This is a genomic window from Providencia rettgeri (genome assembly GCF_023205015.1).
Taxonomy (GTDB): domain Bacteria; phylum Pseudomonadota; class Gammaproteobacteria; order Enterobacterales; family Enterobacteriaceae; genus Providencia; species Providencia rettgeri_E.
Map to the genome: position 1 here is coordinate 2,010,527 of NZ_CP096258.1, position 21,919 is coordinate 2,032,445.

The 21,919-nt window shown below is 39.8% G+C and carries 22 protein-coding genes; 11 read left to right on the forward strand and 11 right to left on the reverse strand.

The window, feature by feature from the left end:
- Window positions 1-18: 18 nt before the first annotated feature.
- The gene (gene gloA, locus M0M83_RS09230) at window positions 19-426 is read right to left on the reverse strand and encodes a lactoylglutathione lyase (RefSeq protein ID WP_125890979.1); all 408 of its coding nucleotides are present in this window, start codon (window positions 424-426) and stop codon (window positions 19-21) included.
- A gap of 167 nt (window positions 427-593) precedes the next feature.
- Here gloA and M0M83_RS09235 point away from each other — a divergent pair, with 167 nt between their 5' ends.
- Both M0M83_RS09235 and slyA read left to right on the forward strand, forming a co-directional pair.
- Window positions 594-833, forward strand: a complete 240-nt coding sequence (locus tag M0M83_RS09235; RefSeq protein WP_125890980.1) for a DUF1289 domain-containing protein — start codon at window positions 594-596, stop codon at window positions 831-833.
- Between the two features lie 530 nt (window positions 834-1,363).
- Window positions 1,364-1,798 carry a transcriptional regulator SlyA gene (slyA, locus tag M0M83_RS09240; RefSeq protein ID WP_094961765.1) on the forward strand — a complete coding sequence of 145 codons (435 nt, stop codon included), beginning with the start codon at window positions 1,364-1,366 and terminating at the stop codon, window positions 1,796-1,798.
- 453 nt (window positions 1,799-2,251) lie between these two features.
- Here the strand turns inward: slyA and M0M83_RS09245 are convergent, their stop codons facing one another.
- Window positions 2,252-2,719: a glycine zipper 2TM domain-containing protein gene (locus M0M83_RS09245; RefSeq protein ID WP_036958672.1), complete on the reverse strand. Its 468-nt coding sequence runs from the start codon at window positions 2,717-2,719 to the stop codon at window positions 2,252-2,254.
- A 532-nt stretch (window positions 2,720-3,251) separates the two neighbouring features.
- Here M0M83_RS09245 and anmK point away from each other — a divergent pair.
- The 4 genes from anmK to pdxY all read left to right on the forward strand — a co-directional run bounded on the left by anmK (window position 3,252) and on the right by pdxY (window position 7,584).
- Window positions 3,252-4,373, forward strand: coding sequence for an anhydro-N-acetylmuramic acid kinase (gene anmK / locus M0M83_RS09250; protein WP_185746849.1), 1,122 nt, complete (start codon window positions 3,252-3,254; stop codon window positions 4,371-4,373).
- Between the two features lie 20 nt (window positions 4,374-4,393).
- Window positions 4,394-5,047 (forward strand): pyridoxamine 5'-phosphate oxidase, encoded by a 654-nt coding sequence (gene pdxH / locus M0M83_RS09255; RefSeq protein WP_125890981.1) that lies wholly within the window; start codon window positions 4,394-4,396, stop codon window positions 5,045-5,047.
- A gap of 161 nt (window positions 5,048-5,208) precedes the next feature.
- A complete protein-coding gene (gene tyrS, locus M0M83_RS09260; RefSeq protein WP_102139691.1) occupies window positions 5,209-6,483 on the forward strand; it encodes a tyrosine--tRNA ligase in 1,275 nt (424 codons plus the stop codon).
- Between the two features lie 237 nt (window positions 6,484-6,720).
- Window positions 6,721-7,584 (forward strand): pyridoxal kinase PdxY, encoded by an 864-nt coding sequence (pdxY, locus tag M0M83_RS09265; RefSeq protein ID WP_125890982.1) that lies wholly within the window; start codon window positions 6,721-6,723, stop codon window positions 7,582-7,584.
- A 54-nt stretch (window positions 7,585-7,638) separates the two neighbouring features.
- Here pdxY and gstA read toward each other — a convergent pair whose 3' ends face one another.
- Entirely contained in the window at window positions 7,639-8,244 is a 606-nt protein-coding gene (gene gstA / locus M0M83_RS09270; protein WP_248468439.1) for a glutathione transferase GstA, read from the reverse strand.
- 304 nt (window positions 8,245-8,548) lie between these two features.
- Here gstA and M0M83_RS09275 point away from each other — a divergent pair, with 304 nt between their 5' ends.
- Window positions 8,549-9,415, forward strand: coding sequence for a DUF817 domain-containing protein (locus M0M83_RS09275; RefSeq protein WP_125890983.1), 867 nt, complete (start codon window positions 8,549-8,551; stop codon window positions 9,413-9,415).
- Here M0M83_RS09275 and M0M83_RS09280 read toward each other — a convergent pair.
- Entirely contained in the window at window positions 9,412-10,437 is a 1,026-nt protein-coding gene (locus M0M83_RS09280; protein WP_248468338.1) for a LacI family DNA-binding transcriptional regulator, read from the reverse strand. The two genes, M0M83_RS09275 and M0M83_RS09280, sit on opposite strands and share 4 nt — an antisense overlap.
- Before the next feature lie 120 nt (window positions 10,438-10,557).
- Between M0M83_RS09280 and iolE the strand changes: the two genes are divergently transcribed.
- From iolE to M0M83_RS22010, 3 genes are all read left to right on the forward strand, one after another.
- On the forward strand, window positions 10,558-11,478 hold the full coding sequence (gene iolE / locus M0M83_RS09285) for a myo-inosose-2 dehydratase (RefSeq protein ID WP_125890985.1): 921 nt from the start codon (window positions 10,558-10,560) through the stop codon (window positions 11,476-11,478).
- A 9-nt stretch (window positions 11,479-11,487) separates the two neighbouring features.
- Complete coding sequence (locus M0M83_RS09290) at window positions 11,488-12,657, forward strand: Gfo/Idh/MocA family protein (protein ID WP_248468339.1); 1,170 nt, start codon at window positions 11,488-11,490, stop codon at window positions 12,655-12,657.
- Window positions 12,658-12,801: 144 nt separating this feature from the next.
- Window positions 12,802-12,942, forward strand: a complete 141-nt coding sequence (locus tag M0M83_RS22010; RefSeq protein ID WP_423811141.1) for a hypothetical protein — start codon at window positions 12,802-12,804, stop codon at window positions 12,940-12,942.
- A 159-nt stretch (window positions 12,943-13,101) separates the two neighbouring features.
- Here the strand turns inward: M0M83_RS22010 and sapF are convergent, their stop codons facing one another.
- The 7 genes from sapF to pspF form a co-directional block, all read right to left on the reverse strand.
- Complete coding sequence (gene sapF, locus M0M83_RS09295) at window positions 13,102-13,905, reverse strand: putrescine export ABC transporter ATP-binding protein SapF (protein ID WP_004263864.1); 804 nt, start codon at window positions 13,903-13,905, stop codon at window positions 13,102-13,104.
- A complete protein-coding gene (gene sapD, locus M0M83_RS09300; RefSeq protein WP_125890987.1) occupies window positions 13,906-14,901 on the reverse strand; it encodes a putrescine export ABC transporter ATP-binding protein SapD in 996 nt (331 codons plus the stop codon).
- A complete protein-coding gene (gene sapC, locus M0M83_RS09305) occupies window positions 14,901-15,791 on the reverse strand; it encodes a putrescine export ABC transporter permease SapC (protein WP_213913246.1) in 891 nt (296 codons plus the stop codon). The genes sapD and sapC overlap by 1 nt, the downstream gene beginning before the upstream one ends.
- Window positions 15,778-16,743: a putrescine export ABC transporter permease SapB gene (gene sapB, locus M0M83_RS09310; RefSeq protein ID WP_213913245.1), complete on the reverse strand. Its 966-nt coding sequence runs from the start codon at window positions 16,741-16,743 to the stop codon at window positions 15,778-15,780. Before sapB ends, sapC begins: the two co-directional genes overlap by 14 nt.
- Window positions 16,740-18,425 carry an ABC transporter substrate-binding protein SapA gene (gene sapA / locus M0M83_RS09315; RefSeq protein WP_125890990.1) on the reverse strand — a complete coding sequence of 562 codons (1,686 nt, stop codon included), beginning with the start codon at window positions 18,423-18,425 and terminating at the stop codon, window positions 16,740-16,742. The genes sapB and sapA overlap by 4 nt, the downstream gene beginning before the upstream one ends.
- 379 nt (window positions 18,426-18,804) lie before the next feature.
- Complete coding sequence (locus M0M83_RS09320; protein WP_213913244.1) at window positions 18,805-19,410, reverse strand: hypothetical protein; 606 nt, start codon at window positions 19,408-19,410, stop codon at window positions 18,805-18,807.
- 491 nt (window positions 19,411-19,901) lie between these two features.
- Window positions 19,902-20,918, reverse strand: a complete 1,017-nt coding sequence (pspF, locus tag M0M83_RS09325; protein WP_248468340.1) for a phage shock protein operon transcriptional activator — start codon at window positions 20,916-20,918, stop codon at window positions 19,902-19,904.
- 278 nt (window positions 20,919-21,196) lie between these two features.
- Between pspF and pspA the strand changes: the two genes are divergently transcribed.
- Window positions 21,197-21,862, forward strand: coding sequence for a phage shock protein PspA (pspA, locus tag M0M83_RS09330; RefSeq protein ID WP_004263893.1), 666 nt, complete (start codon window positions 21,197-21,199; stop codon window positions 21,860-21,862).
- Window positions 21,863-21,919 lie beyond the last annotated feature (57 nt).

The following is a 21,919-nucleotide window of genomic DNA, read 5'->3' on the forward strand; positions in this document are numbered from 1 at the left end:
TTTAGATTATATAGCTAATTAATGGCCTAAGCCTTTACTTGCGCTTTTGTTTTCGATCAGCTCAATTTTATAGCCATCTGGGTCTTCGACAAATGCAATTATAGTTGTTCCGCCCTTAACTGGGCCTGCTTCACGTGTTACGTTACCACCTGCACTGCGGATAGCATCGCAGGTTTTTGCAACATCATCGACACCTAAGGCGATATGACCATATGCGTTACCCATATCATATTGGTCAACCCCCCAGTTATAGGTTAGCTCTATCACAGCGCCTTCACTTTCATCGCTGTAACCAACAAATGCGAGAGAGTATTTATACTCTGTATTTTCACTGGTTCTTAATAAGCGCATACCTAACACTTTTGTGTAAAAGTCAATAGAACGCTGCATATCAGTAACACGTAACATAGTATGGAGTAAGCGCATTTTTAAACCTCTTGGAATCAGCCTGAATCGATTTATCTATTAATATAACGTGCTTAAATTAATAAATACAATGATTACAGTTTGTTTTTTGAACAAATAATGGTAATACTCATTTCTAGGAGTATATCATACATTTATGGTGATTTTTTCTTTTTAAGGGGAAAGTTATGGCTGAACAACTTGAATTTTTTGAGATCCCCAGCCCTTGCCGTGGTATATGTCAAAGTAATGAACAAGGCTATTGTCGAGGTTGCTATCGCACTCGTGATGAGCGCTTTAATTGGTTAAAGTTTTCGGATAGTGAAAAACGAAATGTACTTCGTTTATGTCGTCAACGTCATTTAAGAATATTAAATAAAAAAATAGCTCAAGAAAATACCATCGATACACAACAACAACTTTTCTAGTTTTCTGTTTGAAAATAATGATAAAAAATCAAATGTTTTATTTTCAATATAAATTAATCCTCAATAAATTATTAGCATGCTATTTATTTCTTAGTTTATATTTCAATGAAATTTTATTTATTAAAAATTAGTATAGGTTAAATTAAAATGACTGTAATTAACATGATTTTAAGATTAACTATATTTGTTTGTTTTTTAAAGGCTTATGAAGCATTGTTTTTTTTATTGTTATTCACGACTGCTATAAGAGCTAAAATAGATAGATCAAAAAGGAGAGTGCGGCTATTCTTATTAATAAGATAATTGATAGATTATCTCGTTAAACTCAGGTTGAAAAAATGTAGGAATCAACGACATATTAATTAGAGTTATATCGCATAATAAATCAGCTATTGTAACTAGATATAGGTATTTAATGGCTAATATATAAATAAAAAGTTGTAAATATAAAGGGAAATTAATATATAATCCAAAAATAATATGAAGATGGTATATTTTTTTGACATTATAATTATATAAAGGAGGGTAAATTGGAATCACAAATTGGGACAGAGTTATCACGTGTTGTTCGCATGTGGAGAGCATTAATCGACTATCGTTTGAAGCCTCTTAAACTAACACAAACACATTGGGTGACATTACATAATATAAGTCAACTACCGCCTGAACAATCTCAAATACAGTTAGCGAAAGCGATTGGTATTGAACAGCCTTCATTAGTAAGGACTCTAGACCAATTAGAGGAAAAAAAACTTATTTCTAGGCATACTTGTACAAATGATAGGAGAGCTAAAAGGATAAAGTTAACGGAAGAATCTGAACCCTTTATTAAAACGGTAGATCAAGTCATAAACAATACGCGTATAGAGATATTGAATAATATTAGTAAAGATGAACTTTATCAATTATCACAGTTACTTATGAAGCTTGAAAAAAACATTTTAAGATTACAAAATGATTCATGATGTGAAAATAATATACCTAACTAATAAATAGTGTGCTAATCATTAAACTAACAATTAAGTAATCGGCCTATGTGATTTGTATGATGGTGAAATAGAAATAGGCAATGGGAATAATAATTACACCCAGTTATGACTTTTTATAATTCATTGCCTTTAAATATAATTAAAGCTGTTAATTATATTTACCTACGGTTTTCTAATTGTTAGCTGGATAATTTATTAGTGCGTATTAATTAATAATAAAAAATTTATAAAAAAGGGGGCTAAGTAGCTTTTAGGCACGAAAGCAAGGGGGTTATTTGTAAGCGAGAAACTGTATTACCTAAAAGCGATACATGATGAATATAAAATATAATTATATAACATAAAGTAACTATATTATTCAGCAATATTATTTTTAAGGCATACTCACTGGCTAATGTCGGTGAGTATACCTAATTTAGTATCGTAAGATTACCGAGGAGACACAGTCACTGTATTTCCGCTATTTGCAATCATAACACGTTGGCCATTACGGAAGGTGCTAGGGTCTTGTTTTTGAACAACAACAATGTTTTTACCGCTATCGAGGCGGATCTCTAATTGAACACCTTGGCTTCTATTTAATGCGCCTTGAGCTTCCTGACCAGCTAAACCACCAGCAATAGCACCTGCAGCTGTTGCTAATGTGTTACCTGTACCACCACCGATGGTGTTACCTAATAACCCACCAAGTACAGCTCCACCAATTGCGCCAATTACGTTACCGTCTTCACCAGCTTGAATAGTCACAGGGCGAGCATTCAGAACAGTACCATAAGTCACAGTCTGTACCTGTTTCGCATCCTTGGCAGAAATAGTATCACCAGAAAGCGTACTGGTATTGACACAGCCTGATAAGGCTGCAACTGCTACAACACCTACAAAAACTTTCTTAAGCATAAGAACTCCTATGAGATTTGCTGTCTGTGGCACTAACATAGCATCGTATATTTGTTTTCACCATAAACACAACAAAGTATCAAAATAATGGTATTAAAAGCGATGGTTAGATTACCGATTCTGATTTAAATAGAGCGTAAACACTAGGTAAAATATCTCAAATTCGTGATTATTTCATTCAATAAGGCACTCTTTGTTAAATATTCACATAGGGTAGTCAGCTTATGAGCATCATTTCGCACAAGTTGCCAAACAGGATAATGTTTTAAACTTTAACTGAAGCGCGGAACAGTAATGCTGAGCTGATCGATATATTATGTACCATAATATTGAAAATGAAAATTTCAGATATTACAAAACGACTTTTTTATTTGGCTTGTCTAGCAATTTTTAGTTTTAAAGCACTTATTTATTATTCCTGCGAAGCGCGCCGAGAAATTGCATCGAATTGTTGACAAAATTTGTCATCAAAGCACAATCTTTTGTAGCTGAATATTGTAAAGTTAATGTGCACTCTGAAGGAACAAGAATAATGATGAAATCAGGTCGTTACATAGGAGTTATGTCAGGAACTAGCCTAGATGGTGTTGATGTCGTTCTTGCCGCAATCAGTGACAAATTTGTCGCAGAGCAATCCAGTTTGAGTGTTGCATTTCCCATCGAGTTAAAAAAACGAATTTTAGATATATGCCAAGGGCAGGCAACAACGCTATCAGAGATTGGTAAAATTGATAGAGAGCTAGGTTCTTTATATGCAGATGCGATAAACCAACTTCTGATTCAAACAGGACTAACTGCCGAGGACATCATTGCGATTGGTTGTCACGGCCAAACTGTTTGGCACGAGCCTGATGGCGAGCAGCCTTTTACTATGCAGTTAGGTGATAACAACCGTATCGCAGCTTTAACAGGGATCACAACGGTAGGGGACTTTCGCCGAAGAGATATGGCTTATGGGGGGCAAGGAGCGCCTTTAGTTCCTGCATTTCACTTAGCTGTTTTAGGGCATTCTACAGAAAAACGAATTGTACTGAATATTGGTGGAATTGCTAATGTGACAGCTTTATTACCTGGGGCCTACGTTAAAGGCTATGACACAGGACCGGGGAATATGTTAATGGATACCTGGAGCTGGCGTATTCAACAAAAAGCCTTCGATGAAGGTGGTGAGTGGGCTAGTCGTGGTCAAGTTGACCATGGGTTACTAAAAGCCATGCTAAGCGACCCATATTTCAGACGTTCGTCGCCGAAAAGTACGGGACGTGAATACTTTAACACGCAATGGTTAGAACAGCATTTAGTTCATTTTCCATCAATTTCAGCGAATGATGTTCAAGCAACACTATGCGAATTGACAGCGGCCTCTATCGCAGAGCAAGTATTACTATGTGGTGGGTGTGAGCGCTTAATAGTTTGTGGTGGTGGAGCAAAGAATACTTTTTTAATGCAACGAATGGCCGCTTTGCTTCCGGGAATTGAAGTGGCGCCAAGTGATAAGTTTGGTCTCAGTGGGGATGATATGGAAGCCTTGGCGTTTGCATGGCTAGCAGCACGAACGATATCAGGTCTTCCAGGAAATTTGGCATCCGTTACTGGTGCAAGTAAAGAAACTGTGCTTGGGGCAATATACCCTAAAAATACCGATAAAAAATAACTGTGGTAAAGGATATAAAAATGAACGAGCTAGATGAAATAGATCTTGCATCGGTACGTCGCGAATACACTAAAGGCGGGTTGAGACGTAATGACTTAACAGCAAACCCACTGGCACTTTTTGAACTATGGATGAAGCAGGCATGCGAAGCTCGATTGAGTGATCCGACAGCCATGTGTGTTGCTACTGTAGATGAAACTGGGCAGCCTTACCAACGCATCGTATTATTAAAACATTTTGATGATAAAGGCCTTGTATTTTATACCAATTTAGGTAGTCGAAAAGCGAAGCATCTAGAGAAGAATAATAAAATAAGCCTGCATTTTCCATGGTATCCATTAGAGCGCCAAGTTAATTTCACAGGGGTTGCTGAGCGTTTGAACCCCATTGAGGTTGTTAAATATTTTCATAGTAGGCCGAAAGACAGCCAGATTGCAGCATGGGCATCAGCGCAATCTTCTAAAATATCAGCACGTGGTATTTTAGAAGGGAAATTTTTAGAGTTAAAACAAAAGTTTAAAAATGGAGATGTCCCATTGCCGAGTTTTTGGGGGGGATATCGAGTGGTATTTGATAGTGTTGAATTTTGGCAAGGTGGCGCACACCGTTTGCACGACCGTTTTTTATACCAACGAGAAGGTGATAGCTGGAAAATTGATAGATTAGCCCCTTAGGATCATGTTTTTTAGCTGGCACTTAATTGATATGCGCTTTATGCTATAGCTTCATTTAAGAAAATTGACAAATTACACTGGTGAGCTTTTGATAAACATCTCAAACTCACTGGTCATTCAAACTAAAATAGATAGACAAAATACAACTGATGGAGTCATTGATGTCTAGCAATAACCTGATTAAACAATTGCAAGAGCGGGGCCTCGTTGCCCAGGTAACGGATGAGGATGCGTTAGCAGAGAGACTGGCGCAAGGCCCTATCTCTCTCTATTGTGGCTTCGATCCTACCGCAGATAGCTTGCATTTGGGACATCTGGTTCCTTTGCTGTGTTTAAAACGATTCCAACTAGCCGGGCACAAGCCTGTGGCGTTGGTAGGTGGCGCAACGGGCCTTATTGGCGATCCGAGCTTTAAAGCTACTGAACGTAAATTAAATACCGCAGAAACCGTTCAAGAGTGGGTAGGAAAAATCCGTAACCAAGTTTCACCGTTTTTAAGTTTTGATTGTGGTGATAACAGTGCACGCCTTGCTAACAACTATGATTGGTTTGGCAAAATGGATGTACTGACTTTCTTACGTGATATTGGTAAGCACTTTTCTGTTAACCAAATGATTAACCGTGAGTCTGTTAAGCAACGTTTAAATCGTGATGACGTTGGTATCTCTTTTACTGAGTTTGCCTATAATCTTTTACAAGGTTATGACTTCGCAAATATGAACAAAGAGATGGGCGTAGAACTGCAAATTGGTGGTTCTGACCAATGGGGTAACATCACTTCGGGTATTGATTTAACTCGTCGCCTACACCAAAACCAAGTATTTGGTATGACCGTTCCTCTAATTACTAAAGCAGACGGCACTAAATTTGGTAAAACAGAAGGTGGTGCAGTTTGGTTAGACTCCAAAAAAACCAGCCAATATAAATTCTACCAGTTCTGGATCAACACGGCAGATGCTGACGTTTATCGCTTCTTAAAATTCTTCACATTTATGGAAATAGATGAAATTAATGCATTGGAAGAAGAAGATAAAAATAGTGGTAAAGCGCCTCGAGCTCAATATGTATTAGCAGAATTAGTCACTAAATTGGTACATGGCGAAGAAGGCTTAGCAGCAGCGAAGCGTATTACCGAAAGTTTATTTTCTGGTGCAGTATCTGATTTAACTGAAGCTGATTTTGAGCAATTAGCTCAAGATGGTATGCCTTGCATTACATTAGAAGCAGGCGCTGATTTACAGCAAGCCTTAGTTGATTCAGAGTTGGTTCCTTCTCGTGGGCAAGCAAGAACGGCTATTAGCTCTAATGCGGTATCTATTAATGGCCAAAAACAAACAGAGCCAATGTATGTATTTTCTGATGCAGACCGTTTGTTTGGTCGCTATACATTGATCCGTCGTGGTAAGAAAAACGACTGCTTAATTAATTGGAAATAGCTCTGACTAACCTTTGTAATATCAGCCCGGAATTTTCCGGGCTATACTCGTCATATTTCAAGTTGCATAGGTGCTGATGGCAACGAGTGCTCCGTATTACATACGGCTGTATTCTTATCGTAAGCATCTTGCTATGTTACATGCACATGTAATTCGAATTATTTAGAGTATATCCATATTAGCAACGGGTAATCACTGATTTCTCTTCATTCGACATAACAATTCTTTGGGTTCTCAATGAAAAGCGTATTATCAATTCAATCCCATGTTGTTTTCGGCCATGCAGGAAACAGTGCTGCCGCATTTCCTATGTGCCGAATGGGCGTAGATGTGTGGCCACTCAATACCGTACAATTTTCGAATCACACACAGTATCCACAATGGACTGGAAGTGTTTTTTCGGCCCAGCATTTAACTGATATCGTTGATGGTTTAGCTAAAATCCATAAATTAGAGATTTGTGATGCTGTATTAAGTGGTTATATCGGCTCAGCTGAGCAAGGAGATGATATCCTTGCGATCGTAAAACAAGTGAAAGCAGCTAATCCGCAAGCTATCTATTTTTGTGACCCAGTTATGGGGCATCCTGAGAAAGGTTGTATTGTGGCACCCGGTGTTGCTGAGTTCTTGTGTGAACGTGCACTGGCTGCAAGCGACGCCATAGCACCAAATTTACTAGAGTTAGAAACATTAACGAACAGAACAATAAAAAATGTTGAAGAAGCAGTTCAAGCTGCTCGCGAATTGTGCCATAAAGGTCCTAAAATCGTTCTTGTTAAGCATTTAAGTCGTGCAGGGTATCGTGCTGATCGTTTTGAAATGATCCTCGTAACAGCAGAACATAGTTGGCATGTTAGCCGTCCTCTCGTTGATTTTGGTGAAAAACAACCTGTCGGTGTTGGTGATTTGACCAGTGGTTTGATGTTGGTTAACTTATTGAAAGGTGAGCCTTTAGATAAGGGATTAGAGCACGTTGCAGCCGCGGTATATGAAGTGATGATAAAAACCAAAGAAATGGGTAAGTATGAGTTACAGCTCGTCGCTGCTCAAGACAAAATGGTTAATCCTGAACATAATTTCTGTGCAACACAATTAGATTAAATTAATTTGTATGATTGAAAATAGCGCTCTATTAGAAGAGCGCTATTTTGTAGATTAGATTAAACCTTCCGCTTTTAAGGCATCTTGAACATTAGGGCGTTTAGCGATCTTAGCAATGTAATCTTGCAGGTGAGTCAGGCTAGTCAAATCAAGCCCAACGTGTTTTGCCCAATTACTAACCGTGAATAAGTAGGCATCTGCGACACTAAAAGTATCGCCAGCAAAGAAAGTATGTTTAGCAAGCACGCTATCGACATACTCAAATTTATTAAACAACACTTTGCGTACAGTATCTTTATACTCTTCCGGTGTTCCTGGTGTGAATAAAGGTGAGAAAGTTTTATGGAGTTCTGTCGAAATAAAATTCAAAGCTTCTAACTGGTGATAACGTTTCATCGAACCTGGAAGCGCAATGAGGTTACGATCCGGTTTTTGGTCTGCAATATATTGAACAATAATTGCACCTTCTGTGAGTTGTTCACCATTATCCAGCACTAAAGTGGGTACTTGTCCTTTCGGGTTTATTGCTAAAAAGTCTTCACCTTTCTCTGTTTTTTTCTCTTTTATATTCACTCGTTCAATGCTGAAATCTAAGCCAGTTTCACGCAGAATGATGTGGGGAGAAAGTGAACAAGCACCGGGAGCGTAATATAATTTCATCATAAAACTCCTAAATTGTTGGGTTGGCATTCATATGGCACATAAATACATATCACTTAAGTATATCATTACCTTTTGTTAACGAATTGCCATCAGGTGCGAGTTAAAAAATAAAACCCTAAATCGGACGGAAAGTATCGTTAATATGAATAGCAGTGTACAGCTAGTGTTTAAAACTATAAATGATAAAAATACATAAATCTAAGATAGTTACCTTATGTAGGGTCAGACTATTTTGCTAAACTCTTCGCCTTGTCTTATGAACGACAACAAACCGAATAATAAGCAACAGGTGAGCAAATAAATGACCAGTGTGTGTCAGAAATTGAATTTTTTAGGAAAACTAGACCAAATTTTAATGGCTCATCAGCCAAATAAGAGCCATGGGATTAAACGTTTTCTATTAGAGTTTTGGTTTTTCGGTTTAATTAATGCTCGTTCCTGTTTATTCGCTGGATTTTTCTTTTTAGCGCTATTCTTGGTACCTGCTAAAGGGCTAATTGGCATACCTCGCTATGATGTGTTACTAATTTTTGCGGTTATTTTTCAAGGATTGTTGGTTTGGTCAAAACTAGAAACTTGGGATGAGTTAAAAGCGATTTGTGTTTTTCATTTAGTCGGTTTTATGATGGAGCTGTTTAAAACATCAGCAACGATTGGTTCATGGCAATACCCAGATGAAGCCTACACGAAGCTTTGGGGAGTTCCTTTATTTACTGGCTTTATGTATGCGGCTGTAGGGAGTTATATCATTCAGTCTTGGCGGTTTTTTAAAGTAAGAATTGAACACTACCCACCTTACTGGATGGCAACAGTAGTCGCTCTAGCTATTTATATTAATTTTTTTAGCCACCATTATATTGATGATTATCGCTGGTATTTAGCGGCGTTTATTATGGGGTTGTATGCACGTAGTATGGTTTTTTATACTCCGCTTGATAAAGAACGAAAAATGCCATTATTGCTCGCATTTATGCTAATTGGCTTTTTTATTTGGCTGGCTGAAAATTTTGGGACATTTTTTGGTGTTTGGCAATATCCAAACCAAATTGGTGCTTGGTCAATGGTACATGCAGGTAAGTGGGGGGCATGGTCACTGTTGGTGATTGTTACCTTTACAATTGTTGTACATCTTAAACATATTAAAGCCAATGTGACGATAGCACGTTAATATTGGGGGCAGTTTTCTCGAATATAAATATCAAAACGGGTAAAGCCATCGATAGGTATTTGTATTTTGTCGCGTTTAAAATGATCACTTAGGATATCCATTACGCGGCGAACTTCCAGTTGAGGGTTTTGATCTAAAATAGCGTCGATGACGCCTTCACGTAACATTTGTATGCGTCTATCTGATAACTCATGAGTGATCAATGTCACTGCATTATGTAATCCCATAATTTGTAATGCACTGGCAATTTGTGAATTTCCAGATGTGACATTATAAATCCCTCGAATAGAGGGTTCTTTTCGTAGCACATCGCGTACCATTTCACCCGCCTTAATACTGTTTTCTTCGCTTTCTAAGCAGCGAGTTACGGAGCATTGAGGGAAACGTTCACGTAATACGTTGCGAAAACCAATCTCTCGTTCGCCTTGGCCAATAAACTCATTTAGGCCTAACACAATCACAACGTCACCCCCTTGTGAACCCATGAAGCGCCCCATTAACTCCCCTGCGGTGCGTCCCATTTGGCGGTTATCAGGACCAATATAGGCTATTCGTCCACAATTTGGTATATCTGTTGCTAGCGTTAAAATAGGGATCAAATTGGCAATTTTACGTAAGACATGAACAAGCGCGTCATATTGTGGACTAATAACCACGAGCGCATCATAAGACTTGGGAATTTGCATCACCTGTTCAACGGTTTTAGCCGTATCGTTGACATCTAAATAATGCAAGAAAAAATGTATTCGCCTTTCAGGTAGCTGAGTGCTGGCATCGGTAAAAGCATCGCATAAACCTTTATAAAAAGGGTTTTTAGGCGATTGCATTAGCACCGCAACACGTAAAATCGGCATGTAGCTACGAAACAACGTTCGGTCAATATTGAGTCGATGTGCCCATTCTAATACTTTTGCTTGTTTTTTGGGATTAACGCCACCGCGTTGGTTTAATACACGGTCAACAGTACTTAAACTTACACCAGCTGCCTCCGCGACCTGTTGTAAAGTTGTTTTCCTACTCATCTATCTCTCCTGTTGATGTGAAAACTTCAAAATTTGAAGGAAAACCTTCAATTATCCATTCGATTAACAAAACACCATCAATTAACTTATTAAGCAATCATTGATGGGGAGGAATGGGTGATGAATCACAAACAATTTTACGCGACAGGTCAAGCTCAGCTACAGATAGGGGTAAGCCCATTATCGTGGGTTAATGAGGTTTTACCTGAGTTTGGCATGGGAGTATCTGCAGAACAATGTTTGTCACAAGCGAGGCAGGCAGGTTATCAGGGAGTTGAAATGAGCCGAATTTTTCCGCGTGGACCCGCTCAGTTAACGCAACTATTGCAGAGATATCAACTCAGTTTAATTTCTGGTTGGTTCGATGGCTTTTTGACTGAAAGGAGCGTTGAAGATGAATTGAATGCCGTGGAGGCACACGCAAAGCTGTTACAGGCGTGCGGTTGTCAGGTCATGGTTTATGGTGAGTGTGGCTGGATGGCAGATAATGCTCTCGATATTCCATTTTCTAATAGACGTCTGTTACCTGTTGAACAGCGTAAAAGCTATGCGCAGAAACTCACTTCATTTTCCCAGCAACTGTATCAACGCTATGGCTTATACCTTGCTTATCACCACCATTTAATGATGGTCGCCGAAAGTTTTGATGAGATCCACAGCATTATTAGCCAATGTGGCGAAGAGGTCGGCTTATTGTTAGATACGGGGCATGCTGCCGCTGCCGGTTTTAATTATCAATATCTTATCAATGAGTTTGCTTCTCGGATTTGCCATATCCACTTGAAAGATGTGCGCAAGGAAGTCTTACAGAAAGTACAAACTGACCAACAAGGTTTCAATGATGGTGTGCGTAGAGGCATGTTTACTATCCCGGGAGATGGTTGTATTGACTACCAGCCTTTAGCGACATTTTTACACGGATCCGGTTACCAAGGCTGGATTGTAGTTGAAGCAGAACAAAACCCACAAATGGCACCGCCTTATGAAACGGTAGCGCGTGCTTATCAATACGTGACTCAACACATTTTAACTCGAAATTAAGGAATGATTATGGCGACGAAAACACTCAATGTAGGGTTAATTGGTTCAGGGTTTATGGGGCAAGCACATGCAGATGCATGGCGCCGTGCAGGCTTGTTATATGCAGACTTACCCTTAAAACCTGTACTACATACTTTGGCTGACGCAACAGCATCGATAGCAGAACAAGCCGCAAAACGTTTTGGATTTGCTCATTGGACCGCAGATTGGCGTGAAATGGTGCACCATCCAGAGATTGATATTGTTGACATTACAACGCCAAATAACATGCACTTTGATATGGCTCTAGCTGCTATTCATGCAGGTAAACATGTGTACTGCGAAAAACCACTCACTGTTAGCCTTGAAGAAGCACATATTTTAGTAGAAGAAGCACGTAAGGCAAATGTGAAGACGATCATGGCCTTCAACAATATCAAAACACCAGCCGCGCAATTAGCAAAACAAATGATTGAACGCGGTGAGATTGGTGAGCTGACCCGATTTCGTGGTTGGTTTGACCAAGGTTTTTTCAATGATCCCAATTTGCCTTGGAGCTGGCGTTGTTCACGAGAGTTGGCAGGTTCTGGTTCATTAGGTGATTTAGGCTCTCACGTGGTAAGTGTTGCCCAATATTTGATGGGGCCTGTCGCGAGTGTAATAGGGCAGGAGCAAACATTTATTAGCGAGCGGCCAGAAGCCGGGCAAGGCTCAGGTTATGGTGCCACCGCTAGCAGCCAGTCAGTGAAAAAACAGGTTGAAAATGATGACCAGTTTCAAGCATTAGTCCGTTTTACGAATCAAGCGGCGGGAGTGATTGAATCATCTCGTATCTCTGCGGGTAAAGTATTTGGTATTGCTTGGGAGGTATCTGGAACTGAAGGCACCATTATTATGGATGGTGAACGATTTAATGAGCTAAAAATTGCCCGTTATAGTGACTCTAATCATGATCGTGGTTTCAAAACTATTTATGCAGGTTCACAGGTTGATTCGTTCGCTGGGTTCTTTGGTTTTGACTTTGCGGGGGGGGGATTAGGCTATTTTGACATTAAAGTTATTGAAATTTATGACTTAATTAAAGGATTGGTGAGTAATCAGCCTTGTTTCCCTGATTTTACCTTTGGCTATGAAAATCAAAAAATCATTGATGCGATGATCCACTCATCGAACCGTGGGGGTGTGGTTTCGATTAAATAATCATCATGTTGATAGGATAAGGAGAATGATATGTCTGTATTATCATATAGACATAATGAAAGCGTGGCGTTGATAACCGGTGGGGCATAAGGTGTAGGGTTTTCCATTGCTAAACAGTTAGTTCATGAGGGCTGTCGGCGTATCATTCTCGCTGGTCGCGACGCGCAAAAGGGTGAGAAGGCGGTGGAAGAGTTACATGCTTTGGACTGTGAAACTTTGTTTATCTCAATTGACTTACAGTGTGCTGATGAATGTCTGGCATTAGTCGATATATATGTTAAGTGATGACGCGGGTGTGCTTACGGGAAGTTTAGTGGATTACGATCAAAATATCGCGGGAGCTTATTCTGAATAAGTTTATTACCAGATAAAAAAATAAAGAGGGCAGATTAGTACGCTGTTCCTCTTTATCTTCTGAATAATATAACTAATGCCAGTAACGAATTACAAGTCTTGTCGCCAAGCATCAATCGACAAGGGTTCACCGAAGTGACTTTCAATTAACCGGCGGGTAACGTCGTGAAGAGGAGCGGCTAAAACCTCTGCGGTATTACCACGCTCAACGACTTCGCCTTTATCCATGACAAGCATTTTATCGCTGACGTGCTTCATCATCCCTAAGTGCTGGGTAACATAGATAAATGCAATATCTTGTTTTGCTTGTAAATCTAACATTAAATTGATGATTTGCGAGCGCATAGACATGTCTAACGAAGCCAATGCTTCATCCGCAATAATAATCTCGGGTTGTAGGATAAGTGCTCTTGCCAGTGCAATACGTTGTTTTTGCCCTGATGCTAACATATGCGGATAGTATTCAGCATGGTCGGCAAGTAACCCGACTTGGCGAAGCGTTTGGATAATGCGCCTTTCTCGTTCTATACCCGTTAAGTCAGTGTTTAGTTTTAAAGGGAGTTCAAGTGTTTGACCAATACGTTGCCTTGGGTTTAGGGACGTACTCGGATCTTGGAAAATCATACGAATGCGCTGGCAACGGTAGCTATAATCGCCAAAGTTAAGCCGTTGTCCGCGAATAAAAATATCACCGCTGGTGGGTTCTACAACCCCTGATAACATCCGCGCAAGCGTTGATTTCCCTGAGCCATTGGCACCAATAATGGCTAATGTTTGGCCTGCCTGTAAGTTAAAGCTAACGGGTTTGACGGCTTGCAATTCGTGCCGATGAAATAACCCTTCACGAAAGCGGAAAGTTTTTGTGAGATTACGGACTTCAAGTAAGGTTTCCATTTAGGGTTGCTCCTCGGTGTTTAGCGGATAGTGGCAAGCAACGAGGTGGCCTTTAATATTGCGCAATTGTGGCGCGTTGATGCAAGTGCGTTGTGCGTAAGGGCAACGAGGGCCAAGGCGGCAACCAATGGGTAAATGTTCAAGAGAAGGAATTGCACCAGGTAACGTATTTAGCCGCCCTTTATGGGGAAGAGGGCTTTCAAAATCAGGGATTGAGCGGATTAACGCTTGGGTATAAGGGTGGCGTGGCCGTTGCAGAATATCTTCAGGTGTTGCACTCTCAACCGTTTGGCCACAATAGAGTACGTTGATGCGATCAACAAGTTTTGACATCATTTCCATATCATGGCTAATGAGCAAAATTCCCATGTTATTGTTTTGGTTTAGTTTATCCAATAAACGGAAAATTTGAGCCTGAGTGGTAGACTCCATCGCATTGGTCGGTTCGTCAGCGATCAATAAACGCGGTTGGTTAGCGATCGCAATCGCTATCATGACTTTCTGGCATTCGCCATCGGTGAGCTCATAAGGATAACTGCGCATAATATCTTTATGATCTTTAATACCCACTCGGTGTAATAGCTCTATAGCACGGCGTTTACGCCAATTAAAACGCTGCCACCAGCGGCCTTTATAAGTCCAACCTGGGATTGATTGGATAAGCTGTTTACCGATATCAGCGGCAGGGTCGAGGCAAGATTGGGGTTCTTGAAATATCATCGAGATATTATGACCAATTAACCGGCGACGTTTACGTGGACTGAGTTTCAGTAAGTCAATATCTTGAAATCGAAAGCGGTCGGCTTTTACACGAATGTTATCTTTAGTTACGCCACAAATCGCTTTTGCAATCAGGCTTTTCCCAGAGCCTGATTCGCCAACTAAACCTCGGATTTCCCCTTCAGATAATGTCATGGATACGCGATCAACAGCTTTGACTGGGCCATTTGCCGTCATAAATTCGATAGTTAAATTGCGGATGTCTAGTAGCGGCATTATTCAACTCCCGCGTTGATGGCACGATGTAGCCCATCACCTAAAAGGTTAACGAAAAGCACGCTTATCATGATAGCAACACCGGGTAAGATAACCGTCCAAGGAGCGACGTAGATAAGCTCTAAAGTGTCGCCTAACATGGCCCCCCATTCAGAAGATGGAAGTTGTGCGCCTAAATCAAGAAAACCTAAAGCAGCAATATCTAAAATAGCGATTGAAAGCGCGCGAGTTAGTTCAGTTACCAGAATAGGAGTGATGTTTGGCAGTACGGTATACCATAAAATAAAAATGTTTGAAGCGCCATCAAGGCGTGCGGCAACAATGTACTCTTTATCTAACTCATCATGGACAGCGACGTAAATGGTTCTTACCATCCGTGGAATTAATGCAAGGCAAATGGCGAGCATCGCATTTTGTAGGCTAGCGCCCATAAATGCGACGACAATAATCGCCAGTAATAAGGATGGAATTGAAAGTAGTGTATCGAGTATATGGTTAAAAATTGCAGATTTTAATCCACGAGTCATCCCTGCTAAGCAGCCGAGAACTAACCCTATCAATGTCGCTACCAATGTGACTAGAATAGCCGCACCAAATGTTGATTTAGTGCCAATTAATAGCCGACTCAGAATATCGCGCCCAAGGTCATCTGTCCCAAAAAAGAAAGCAACGTCGCCATAGTGTGACCAAGATGGGGGGGTTAATTGGTAACCTAAAAATTGTTGATCTAGTGCATAAGGTGCTAGGTAATCGCCAACAAAGCATAAAATTAATAAAACTAACACACCAACAAATCCCACCATAGAAACCACATCTGATGAGAAGATATTCCATACCACACGTGTTGGGGATGGCATTTTTTGTTCACGATAAAAATTATCTGAGGACATACCAATCCTTATGTTTTAATGGGTCCATCATGGCGCCTAAAATATCAGACAACACATTTACAGTAATCACTAATGCGCCAATTAGCATCACGCCAGCAGAAATTGCGGAGTAGTCTTCTTGGCGGATTGCTGTAACCAACCAACGGCCCAGCCCTGGCCAGTTAAAAACGAGTTCGGTTACCATCGTCAGTGTCAACATGGTGGAAAACTGTAACCCAAGTTTAGGAATGATTGGGGGGATGGCATTATGAAAAATATGGCGACGAATGATTTTAATTCGTGAGAGCCCTCGAATAGCGGCCGCTTTAATATAATTTTCACTGGCGATTTCTTCGGTGCTATTGCGTACTAACCGAATAACCTCTGTTGTTGGCGCCAGTGCTAATGTAAGAACAGGTAGCACCATGTGTTCAAGTACATTGATAATCATATCGTTACGATAGAGCGAATCAGAAAGCCATGCATCAACCAAGGCAAAGCCAGTGACTGTTTTCAAATTGTATAATAAGTCAATTCGGCCAGATACAGGTAGCCACCCTAGATGTAATGAGAAAAAGAGGGTTAAGACTAGGGCGAGTACAAATACAGGGACAGAAAATCCTAATAAAGCAAAAACACTGATAGCAATATCCGCGGGTTTGTTACGCCAAAAAGCAGCAATGATGCCGAGGGGAATGCCTGTCGTTAAAGCAAAAATAAACGCTAAAATACACAATTCCATTGTTGCAGGGAATGTATCTCTTAACTGTTCACTGATGGGTTCCCCGTTGATACTTGAAACACCGAAATCAAAATGGAGTAAGCCTTCAAAATAAAAAATATAGGCATCGATAAGTGAAGCGCCACTCAATGGGGCATTGGGCGTAAAATAGCTTAAGCTAAAGCTGACTAGCGACAAGAAGAACACCGTGACTAATAAAAGTAAAAAACGACGCAGTGAATAGATAATCATGGTTGCTGCCTCTGTTTTTTCGGAGAAACTTTTTCAGTCTGTTCCATTTCCCGATACACACCCGCAAATGAGGTATTACCAAATGCGCTGATCATTAGCCCTTTTATATCATAGCGGTAGGCTTGTAAACGTAAAGAATAGGCAAGCGGTAAGACGGGTAAATCTTCCCCTAAAATTTGCTGTGCTTGGTGGTAGTAGTCTATACGTGCGGCTAATTGTTGCGTTAAGAGTGCCTTATGTAAGATTTCATCAAAAGCGGGATTACACCAATGGCTTAAATTGGTTTGTGAACCAATTGCCGCACAACTTAGTAGCGGGCGGAAAAAACTGTCTGGGTCATTGCTGTCAGTCGTCCAGCCTGCTAATGTCATATCATGGTTTCGATCCATTAACTGGTTTTCTTGGAAACGACCTTCGACAGAACGGATATTCATGACAATACCCACTTGCGCTAAGTCAGCCTGAATAAGCTCAGCCATTTTTAATGGGCTAGGGTTATATGATTGTGAGGCAATTGGTACCCATAAATCTAATTTTAGATTTTCTAGTCCCATCTCTTTGAGCATTTGTTTGGAAAGTTCGGGGTTATAATCGGTGATCTTTGCTTGGTTGTCATAAGCCCATGATGCTCTGGGTAAAATAGATGCGGCTGTTTCTGCTGTGCCATAGTAAATTGATTGCATAAGACGCTCATTATTAATTGCGTAAGCAATGGCTTGGCGTACTTTTAGTTTATCTAACGGGGGCTTACTCGTATTAAATGCGAGATAAGCAATATTCATTCCCGAGCGCATAGCGATCCGCAAGCGCGGGTCATCACGTAATACTTTAAGCTGACTTGCGGCTGGGTAAGCTAAAACATCACACTCCCCTGTGAGTAATTTCGAAATACGGCCAGTTCCTCCCGCTCCCATATCAACAACCACTTCCTCCATACGAGGTAACCCTTTCCAGTAATTGTCGTTTCTGAGAAGTCTAACAAATTGCCCGGCTTGGTAGTCATCTAGGTGAAATGGCCCCGTACCAACTGGCCGCCAATCGATCAGCTCTTGGCGATTTATACTTGAGAGGTAATCGGCATATTCGGATGAAAGTACAGGTGCATAGTGAGTCGCCAAGTGCCATAAAAAAGACGCATCAGGTGAATTCAAACGGAACTCCACTGTATGGTTATTTATTTTACGTATGCTTTGGACACTGTTGGCAAATTGTAAGCTATCGAAATAAGGATAACGGCCCCCATTAATATAGTGATAAGGGTGGTTTACCTCAAACATGCGGGAAAAGCTAAACACAACATCATCGGCATTCATATTACGCGTCGGTGTAAACCAAGCGGTATTTTGGAATTTAACATCTTTGCGCAGGTATAAACGATAAGTCGCGCCATTATCGAGAACTTCCCATTTCGCAGCCAGTTCTGGAACCAAACGATAGGTAAACGGGTCAACATCTAACAGGCGATCATAAATTTGGGCCCCCAGAGGGTCGACAATCAGCCCGCTACTGACTAGCTGCGGATTGAAAGTGGTCACGATCCCATTTACACAGTAAATAAACCCTTTTTGGCGTATGTCTGCAGGGACTTCGTTAGCCACAATATCGGTAAAGCGCTCTTGGTTATCAAGCGCTTGTGCGGATACCGAAATGATAAATAAAAACCAAAGAGTTAATAGGCGCATACCACTGACATCGTTAACGAGAATTCACCTATTGTAGCGTAAAAATGGGGATACAGGGTATAAGCAAAATTCAGTCTAAAAAAGATTAAAAATCAAGCTAAAAAGGAAGGTGTTAATATAATAATTAACCTAAATTATTATATTAATCATTGAAGTATGTCTTAATGAGAAAAAATCTCATTAAAAAGCTTTACAAATGGCACTGATAACGATTATCATTCGTTTTGTCACTTAAGCCAAGTGCTTATGTAGACAAGGCATGACATTGCTCACATTGCTTCCAGTGTTTTATTTAATAGCCAGCTTGGGTGCTGGCTTTTTTTTATGTGAAATTTTCTATGCAAAATAGTGGGAGCCTGTTTTACTTCATTTCTCGTTATTACTCTAAACCCACATAGTGTAGGTCTTCATCTGTCACTTTACCTTGGAGAGTACACAAGAAACGAACAACGCCTCTTTGCTCATCTTTTTCAATAACCAGCATTTTTTCAGCAGCATTCGGGTCTAAGTTGTAGTCTTGCGTTGCGTATTCGTTAAACACCCATTTGCTTTGCAAATTATGGCGGATCATCGGTGAATAGATGTAAGTATTTCCCACCTTTATAATAGCAATCTTTGATGAAGTATAACGGACAACCTCTTCAAGGCTTTGAGTGGTTTCAAATCCCCAAAAATAGTATTGGCCGCGTAATCCTAAATAAGTGAAGTCATCATATTTGTCAAAATTACTATGGCTAATAAAAAAACGGTTAAAAGTAACAAGACCTGTTGGTGAAAAATTGAGATTAATAGAAACTTGTTCGCTGTCACTTAACTGTCTATTTTTCAGTGTATTAGATACATCTTTTAAAACAGGGTAATCTTTTATTTTTTCGAAAAAAGCCGAGTCACAGTAAGAAAAAGTTCTCATTAATGATTCCGCGCTGACTGCAGGAGATAACCCTAGAAGAAAAAAAGTGATAGCGAGTATATTTATATTCTTCATAATCGGCTCCTCATATAATAAAAATCATATTAATAGAGATATCATATAAATATATTTCGTGCAGTAGTTAAATATGACAAGGTGTAAAAATAGTTTAATAAGATAACATTAGTATTAATTGAATATAGCTTAAGTATGGATATTTAATTAACTAAATGTGCTGAATATCAATGATGTTTATATGTAATGGTCAGTAAAAATTACTATCCACCATTATTTTACTATTTTTAACTCATTGGGTGTGTAAATTGAACTAGTGGTTGTTTATTTTTTTTAATTAAATTAAATCGTTGAAATAAATCAATTTATTTTATTTTTTCTATATTCCTTGTCGGGTTTAATTAGTTAGGGGTAATAAATAACTCTTGAAACTAAAATATGGAATTGGAAATATTTAGTAATAAAAAAGGAGATGTTTAATTTTATTTTTACGTATTAAGTATAATACAGTAGTCCAAACAATAAATTTTTATTTTTTGGACTACCAGTTATTAAATTTCAATATTTATTTGATGTTTTTTTATTAGCCCCCGAAGTTGGTCATAACTTAATGATAACCGTTGTGCGGCTTTACGTTGATTAAAATGGCAATCTTTTAATGCTCTTTCTAATAGCGCTTTTTCAGACTGCTGTTGCCACTGACGTAAATCACAAGGTAATGAAGGCAATGTTGTTTTTTGTTGCTGGGTAGGTTGTGAGGACAGAGTATTTTGTAATTCATGTAACTCTGCGAGTTTTTCGCCAAATGGGTTAAAAATAATATTATCGACAGGTTCCGCACGGTTTCCATGTCGGTATATTGAGCGTTCAATAACATTTTTTAATTCGCGCACGTTACCTGGCCATGGGTAGTGTTGTAGGGCTTGCTGAGCATGCAAGGTAAAACCTGTAAAATGTGAACACCTTAATTCACCACACATTAAAATGGCAAAATGTTCTGCGAGTAATAATATATCGGGCTGCCGTTCACGCAATGGGGGGAGGCGAATAACATCAAAAGCTAGTCTATCTAGGAGGTCAGCTCGAAAACGGCCTTGTTTGGCAAGCTCGGGCAAATTGGCATTTGTGGCACAGATTAGACGCACATCTACGTGTAAAGCTTGGCTTCCACCGACACGTTCAAGTTCGCCATATTCAATGACACGCAGGAGTTTTTCTTGAACTGACATAGGTGCAGTGGCTAGTTCGTCAAGAAAAAGAGAACCCTTGTCAGCCCGTTCAAAGCGCCCTTGATGGCGTTTTTGGGCTCCCGTAAAAGACCCCGCTTCATGTCCAAATAATTCAGAATCCAGCAAATTCTCATTGAGTCCGCTGCAATTGAGAGAGATAAAAGCTTCTTGCCAGCGTGGGGAAAGGTAATGGAGTCTATCTGCGATAAGCTCTTTACCCGTGCCGCGTTCACCGATAACTAGAACAGGTTTATTGAGCTGTGCGAGTTCAGAGGCTTGTTCGAGCACATCGAGAAAATTACTTGAAACGCCAAGAATAGGTTCATTGGATTCTTTCATGGTTATTTTCACCAATAGTTGGTTTAAAATGCCGATGCTTGAACTATAGACTAAAATGATTTCTAGGGAAAGCTTATAATTATTCTCTTTAAAATCATATTGATATAAGTTTATTTAAAAGTTGGCATGCAAATTGCTATTTTTAATATGTGAATAGCAATAGCTAAATACAGCAACATGCGAATTGTTGTTAGACTTACGGAGCGTCAGGTATGGGTTGGAAGCCAAATCAGTCGAGGCGCTACAGAATGATTAAATCCATCAAGGGGATATAAATAATGGGTATTTTTTCACGTTTTGCCGATATCATTAATGCAAACATCGCTTCTTTGTTAGACAAAGCAGAAGATCCGCAAAAAATGATCCGTCTGATGATCCAAGAAATGGAAGACATGTTAGTTGAAATCCGTTCAACATCAGCACGTACTTTAGCAGAAAAGAAAGGTTTAGAACGTCGCATTGAAATGGGCGAAAAACAAGTTGCTGATTGGCAAGAAAAAGCAGAATTAGCGCTGGTGAAAGATAAAGAAGATTTAGCGCGCGCAGCACTGATTGAAAAGCAAAAAGTGAGTGCGATGGTTGATACCTTAAAACACGAGCTGATTATTGTTGATGAAACCTTGACTCGCTTGAAAGGTGAAATCACAGAATTAGAGAACAAACTGCAAGAAACTCGTGCAAAGCAACAATCAATGGTTGTTCGTATGGAAGCTGCACAGTCTAGTCGTAATGTACGTCGCCAACTGGATAGCGGCAAACTAGATGAAGCAATGGCGCGTTTTGAACAGTTTGAACGCCGTATAGACCATATGGAAGGCGAAGCTCAAAGTTATGGTATTGGTAAACAAAAATCACTGGACCAACAGTTTGCAGAGTTAAAAGCAGACGATGAAATAAGCGCGCAATTAGCAGCGCTTAAAGCTAAAATCAATAAAGATCAGTAACAGTTATTTTGATGCACTGGTACGTTAGCCATATCGTATCAGTGCCATAGATAGGTT

Excerpts from the sequence above, each read along its gene's own strand:
- gloA (WP_125890979.1), bottom strand. The coding sequence starts at position 426 with ATGCGCTTACTCCATACTATGTTACGTGTTACTGATATGCAGCGTTCT.
- M0M83_RS09235 (WP_125890980.1), top strand. The coding sequence starts at position 594 with ATGGCTGAACAACTTGAATTTTTTGAGATCCCCAGCCCTTGCCGTGGT.
- M0M83_RS09245 (WP_036958672.1), bottom strand. The coding sequence starts at position 2,719 with ATGCTTAAGAAAGTTTTTGTAGGTGTTGTAGCAGTTGCAGCCTTATCA.
- anmK (WP_185746849.1), top strand. The coding sequence starts at position 3,252 with ATGATGAAATCAGGTCGTTACATAGGAGTTATGTCAGGAACTAGCCTA.
- pdxH (WP_125890981.1), top strand. The coding sequence starts at position 4,394 with ATGAACGAGCTAGATGAAATAGATCTTGCATCGGTACGTCGCGAATAC.
- tyrS (WP_102139691.1), top strand. The coding sequence starts at position 5,209 with ATGTCTAGCAATAACCTGATTAAACAATTGCAAGAGCGGGGCCTCGTT.
- pdxY (WP_125890982.1), top strand. The coding sequence starts at position 6,721 with ATGAAAAGCGTATTATCAATTCAATCCCATGTTGTTTTCGGCCATGCA.
- gstA (WP_248468439.1), bottom strand. The coding sequence starts at position 8,244 with ATGAAATTATATTACGCTCCCGGTGCTTGTTCACTTTCTCCCCACATC.
- M0M83_RS09275 (WP_125890983.1), top strand. The coding sequence starts at position 8,549 with ATGACCAGTGTGTGTCAGAAATTGAATTTTTTAGGAAAACTAGACCAA.
- M0M83_RS09280 (WP_248468338.1), bottom strand. The coding sequence starts at position 10,437 with ATGAGTAGGAAAACAACTTTACAACAGGTCGCGGAGGCAGCTGGTGTA.
- iolE (WP_125890985.1), top strand. The coding sequence starts at position 10,558 with ATGAATCACAAACAATTTTACGCGACAGGTCAAGCTCAGCTACAGATA.
- M0M83_RS09290 (WP_248468339.1), top strand. The coding sequence starts at position 11,488 with ATGGCGACGAAAACACTCAATGTAGGGTTAATTGGTTCAGGGTTTATG.
- sapF (WP_004263864.1), bottom strand. The coding sequence starts at position 13,905 with ATGGAAACCTTACTTGAAGTCCGTAATCTCACAAAAACTTTCCGCTTT.
- sapD (WP_125890987.1), bottom strand. The coding sequence starts at position 14,901 with ATGCCGCTACTAGACATCCGCAATTTAACTATCGAATTTATGACGGCA.
- sapC (WP_213913246.1), bottom strand. The coding sequence starts at position 15,791 with ATGTCCTCAGATAATTTTTATCGTGAACAAAAAATGCCATCCCCAACA.
- sapB (WP_213913245.1), bottom strand. The coding sequence starts at position 16,743 with ATGATTATCTATTCACTGCGTCGTTTTTTACTTTTATTAGTCACGGTG.
- sapA (WP_125890990.1), bottom strand. The coding sequence starts at position 18,425 with ATGCGCCTATTAACTCTTTGGTTTTTATTTATCATTTCGGTATCCGCA.
- M0M83_RS09320 (WP_213913244.1), bottom strand. The coding sequence starts at position 19,410 with ATGAAGAATATAAATATACTCGCTATCACTTTTTTTCTTCTAGGGTTA.
- pspF (WP_248468340.1), bottom strand. The coding sequence starts at position 20,918 with ATGAAAGAATCCAATGAACCTATTCTTGGCGTTTCAAGTAATTTTCTC.
- pspA (WP_004263893.1), top strand. The coding sequence starts at position 21,197 with ATGGGTATTTTTTCACGTTTTGCCGATATCATTAATGCAAACATCGCT.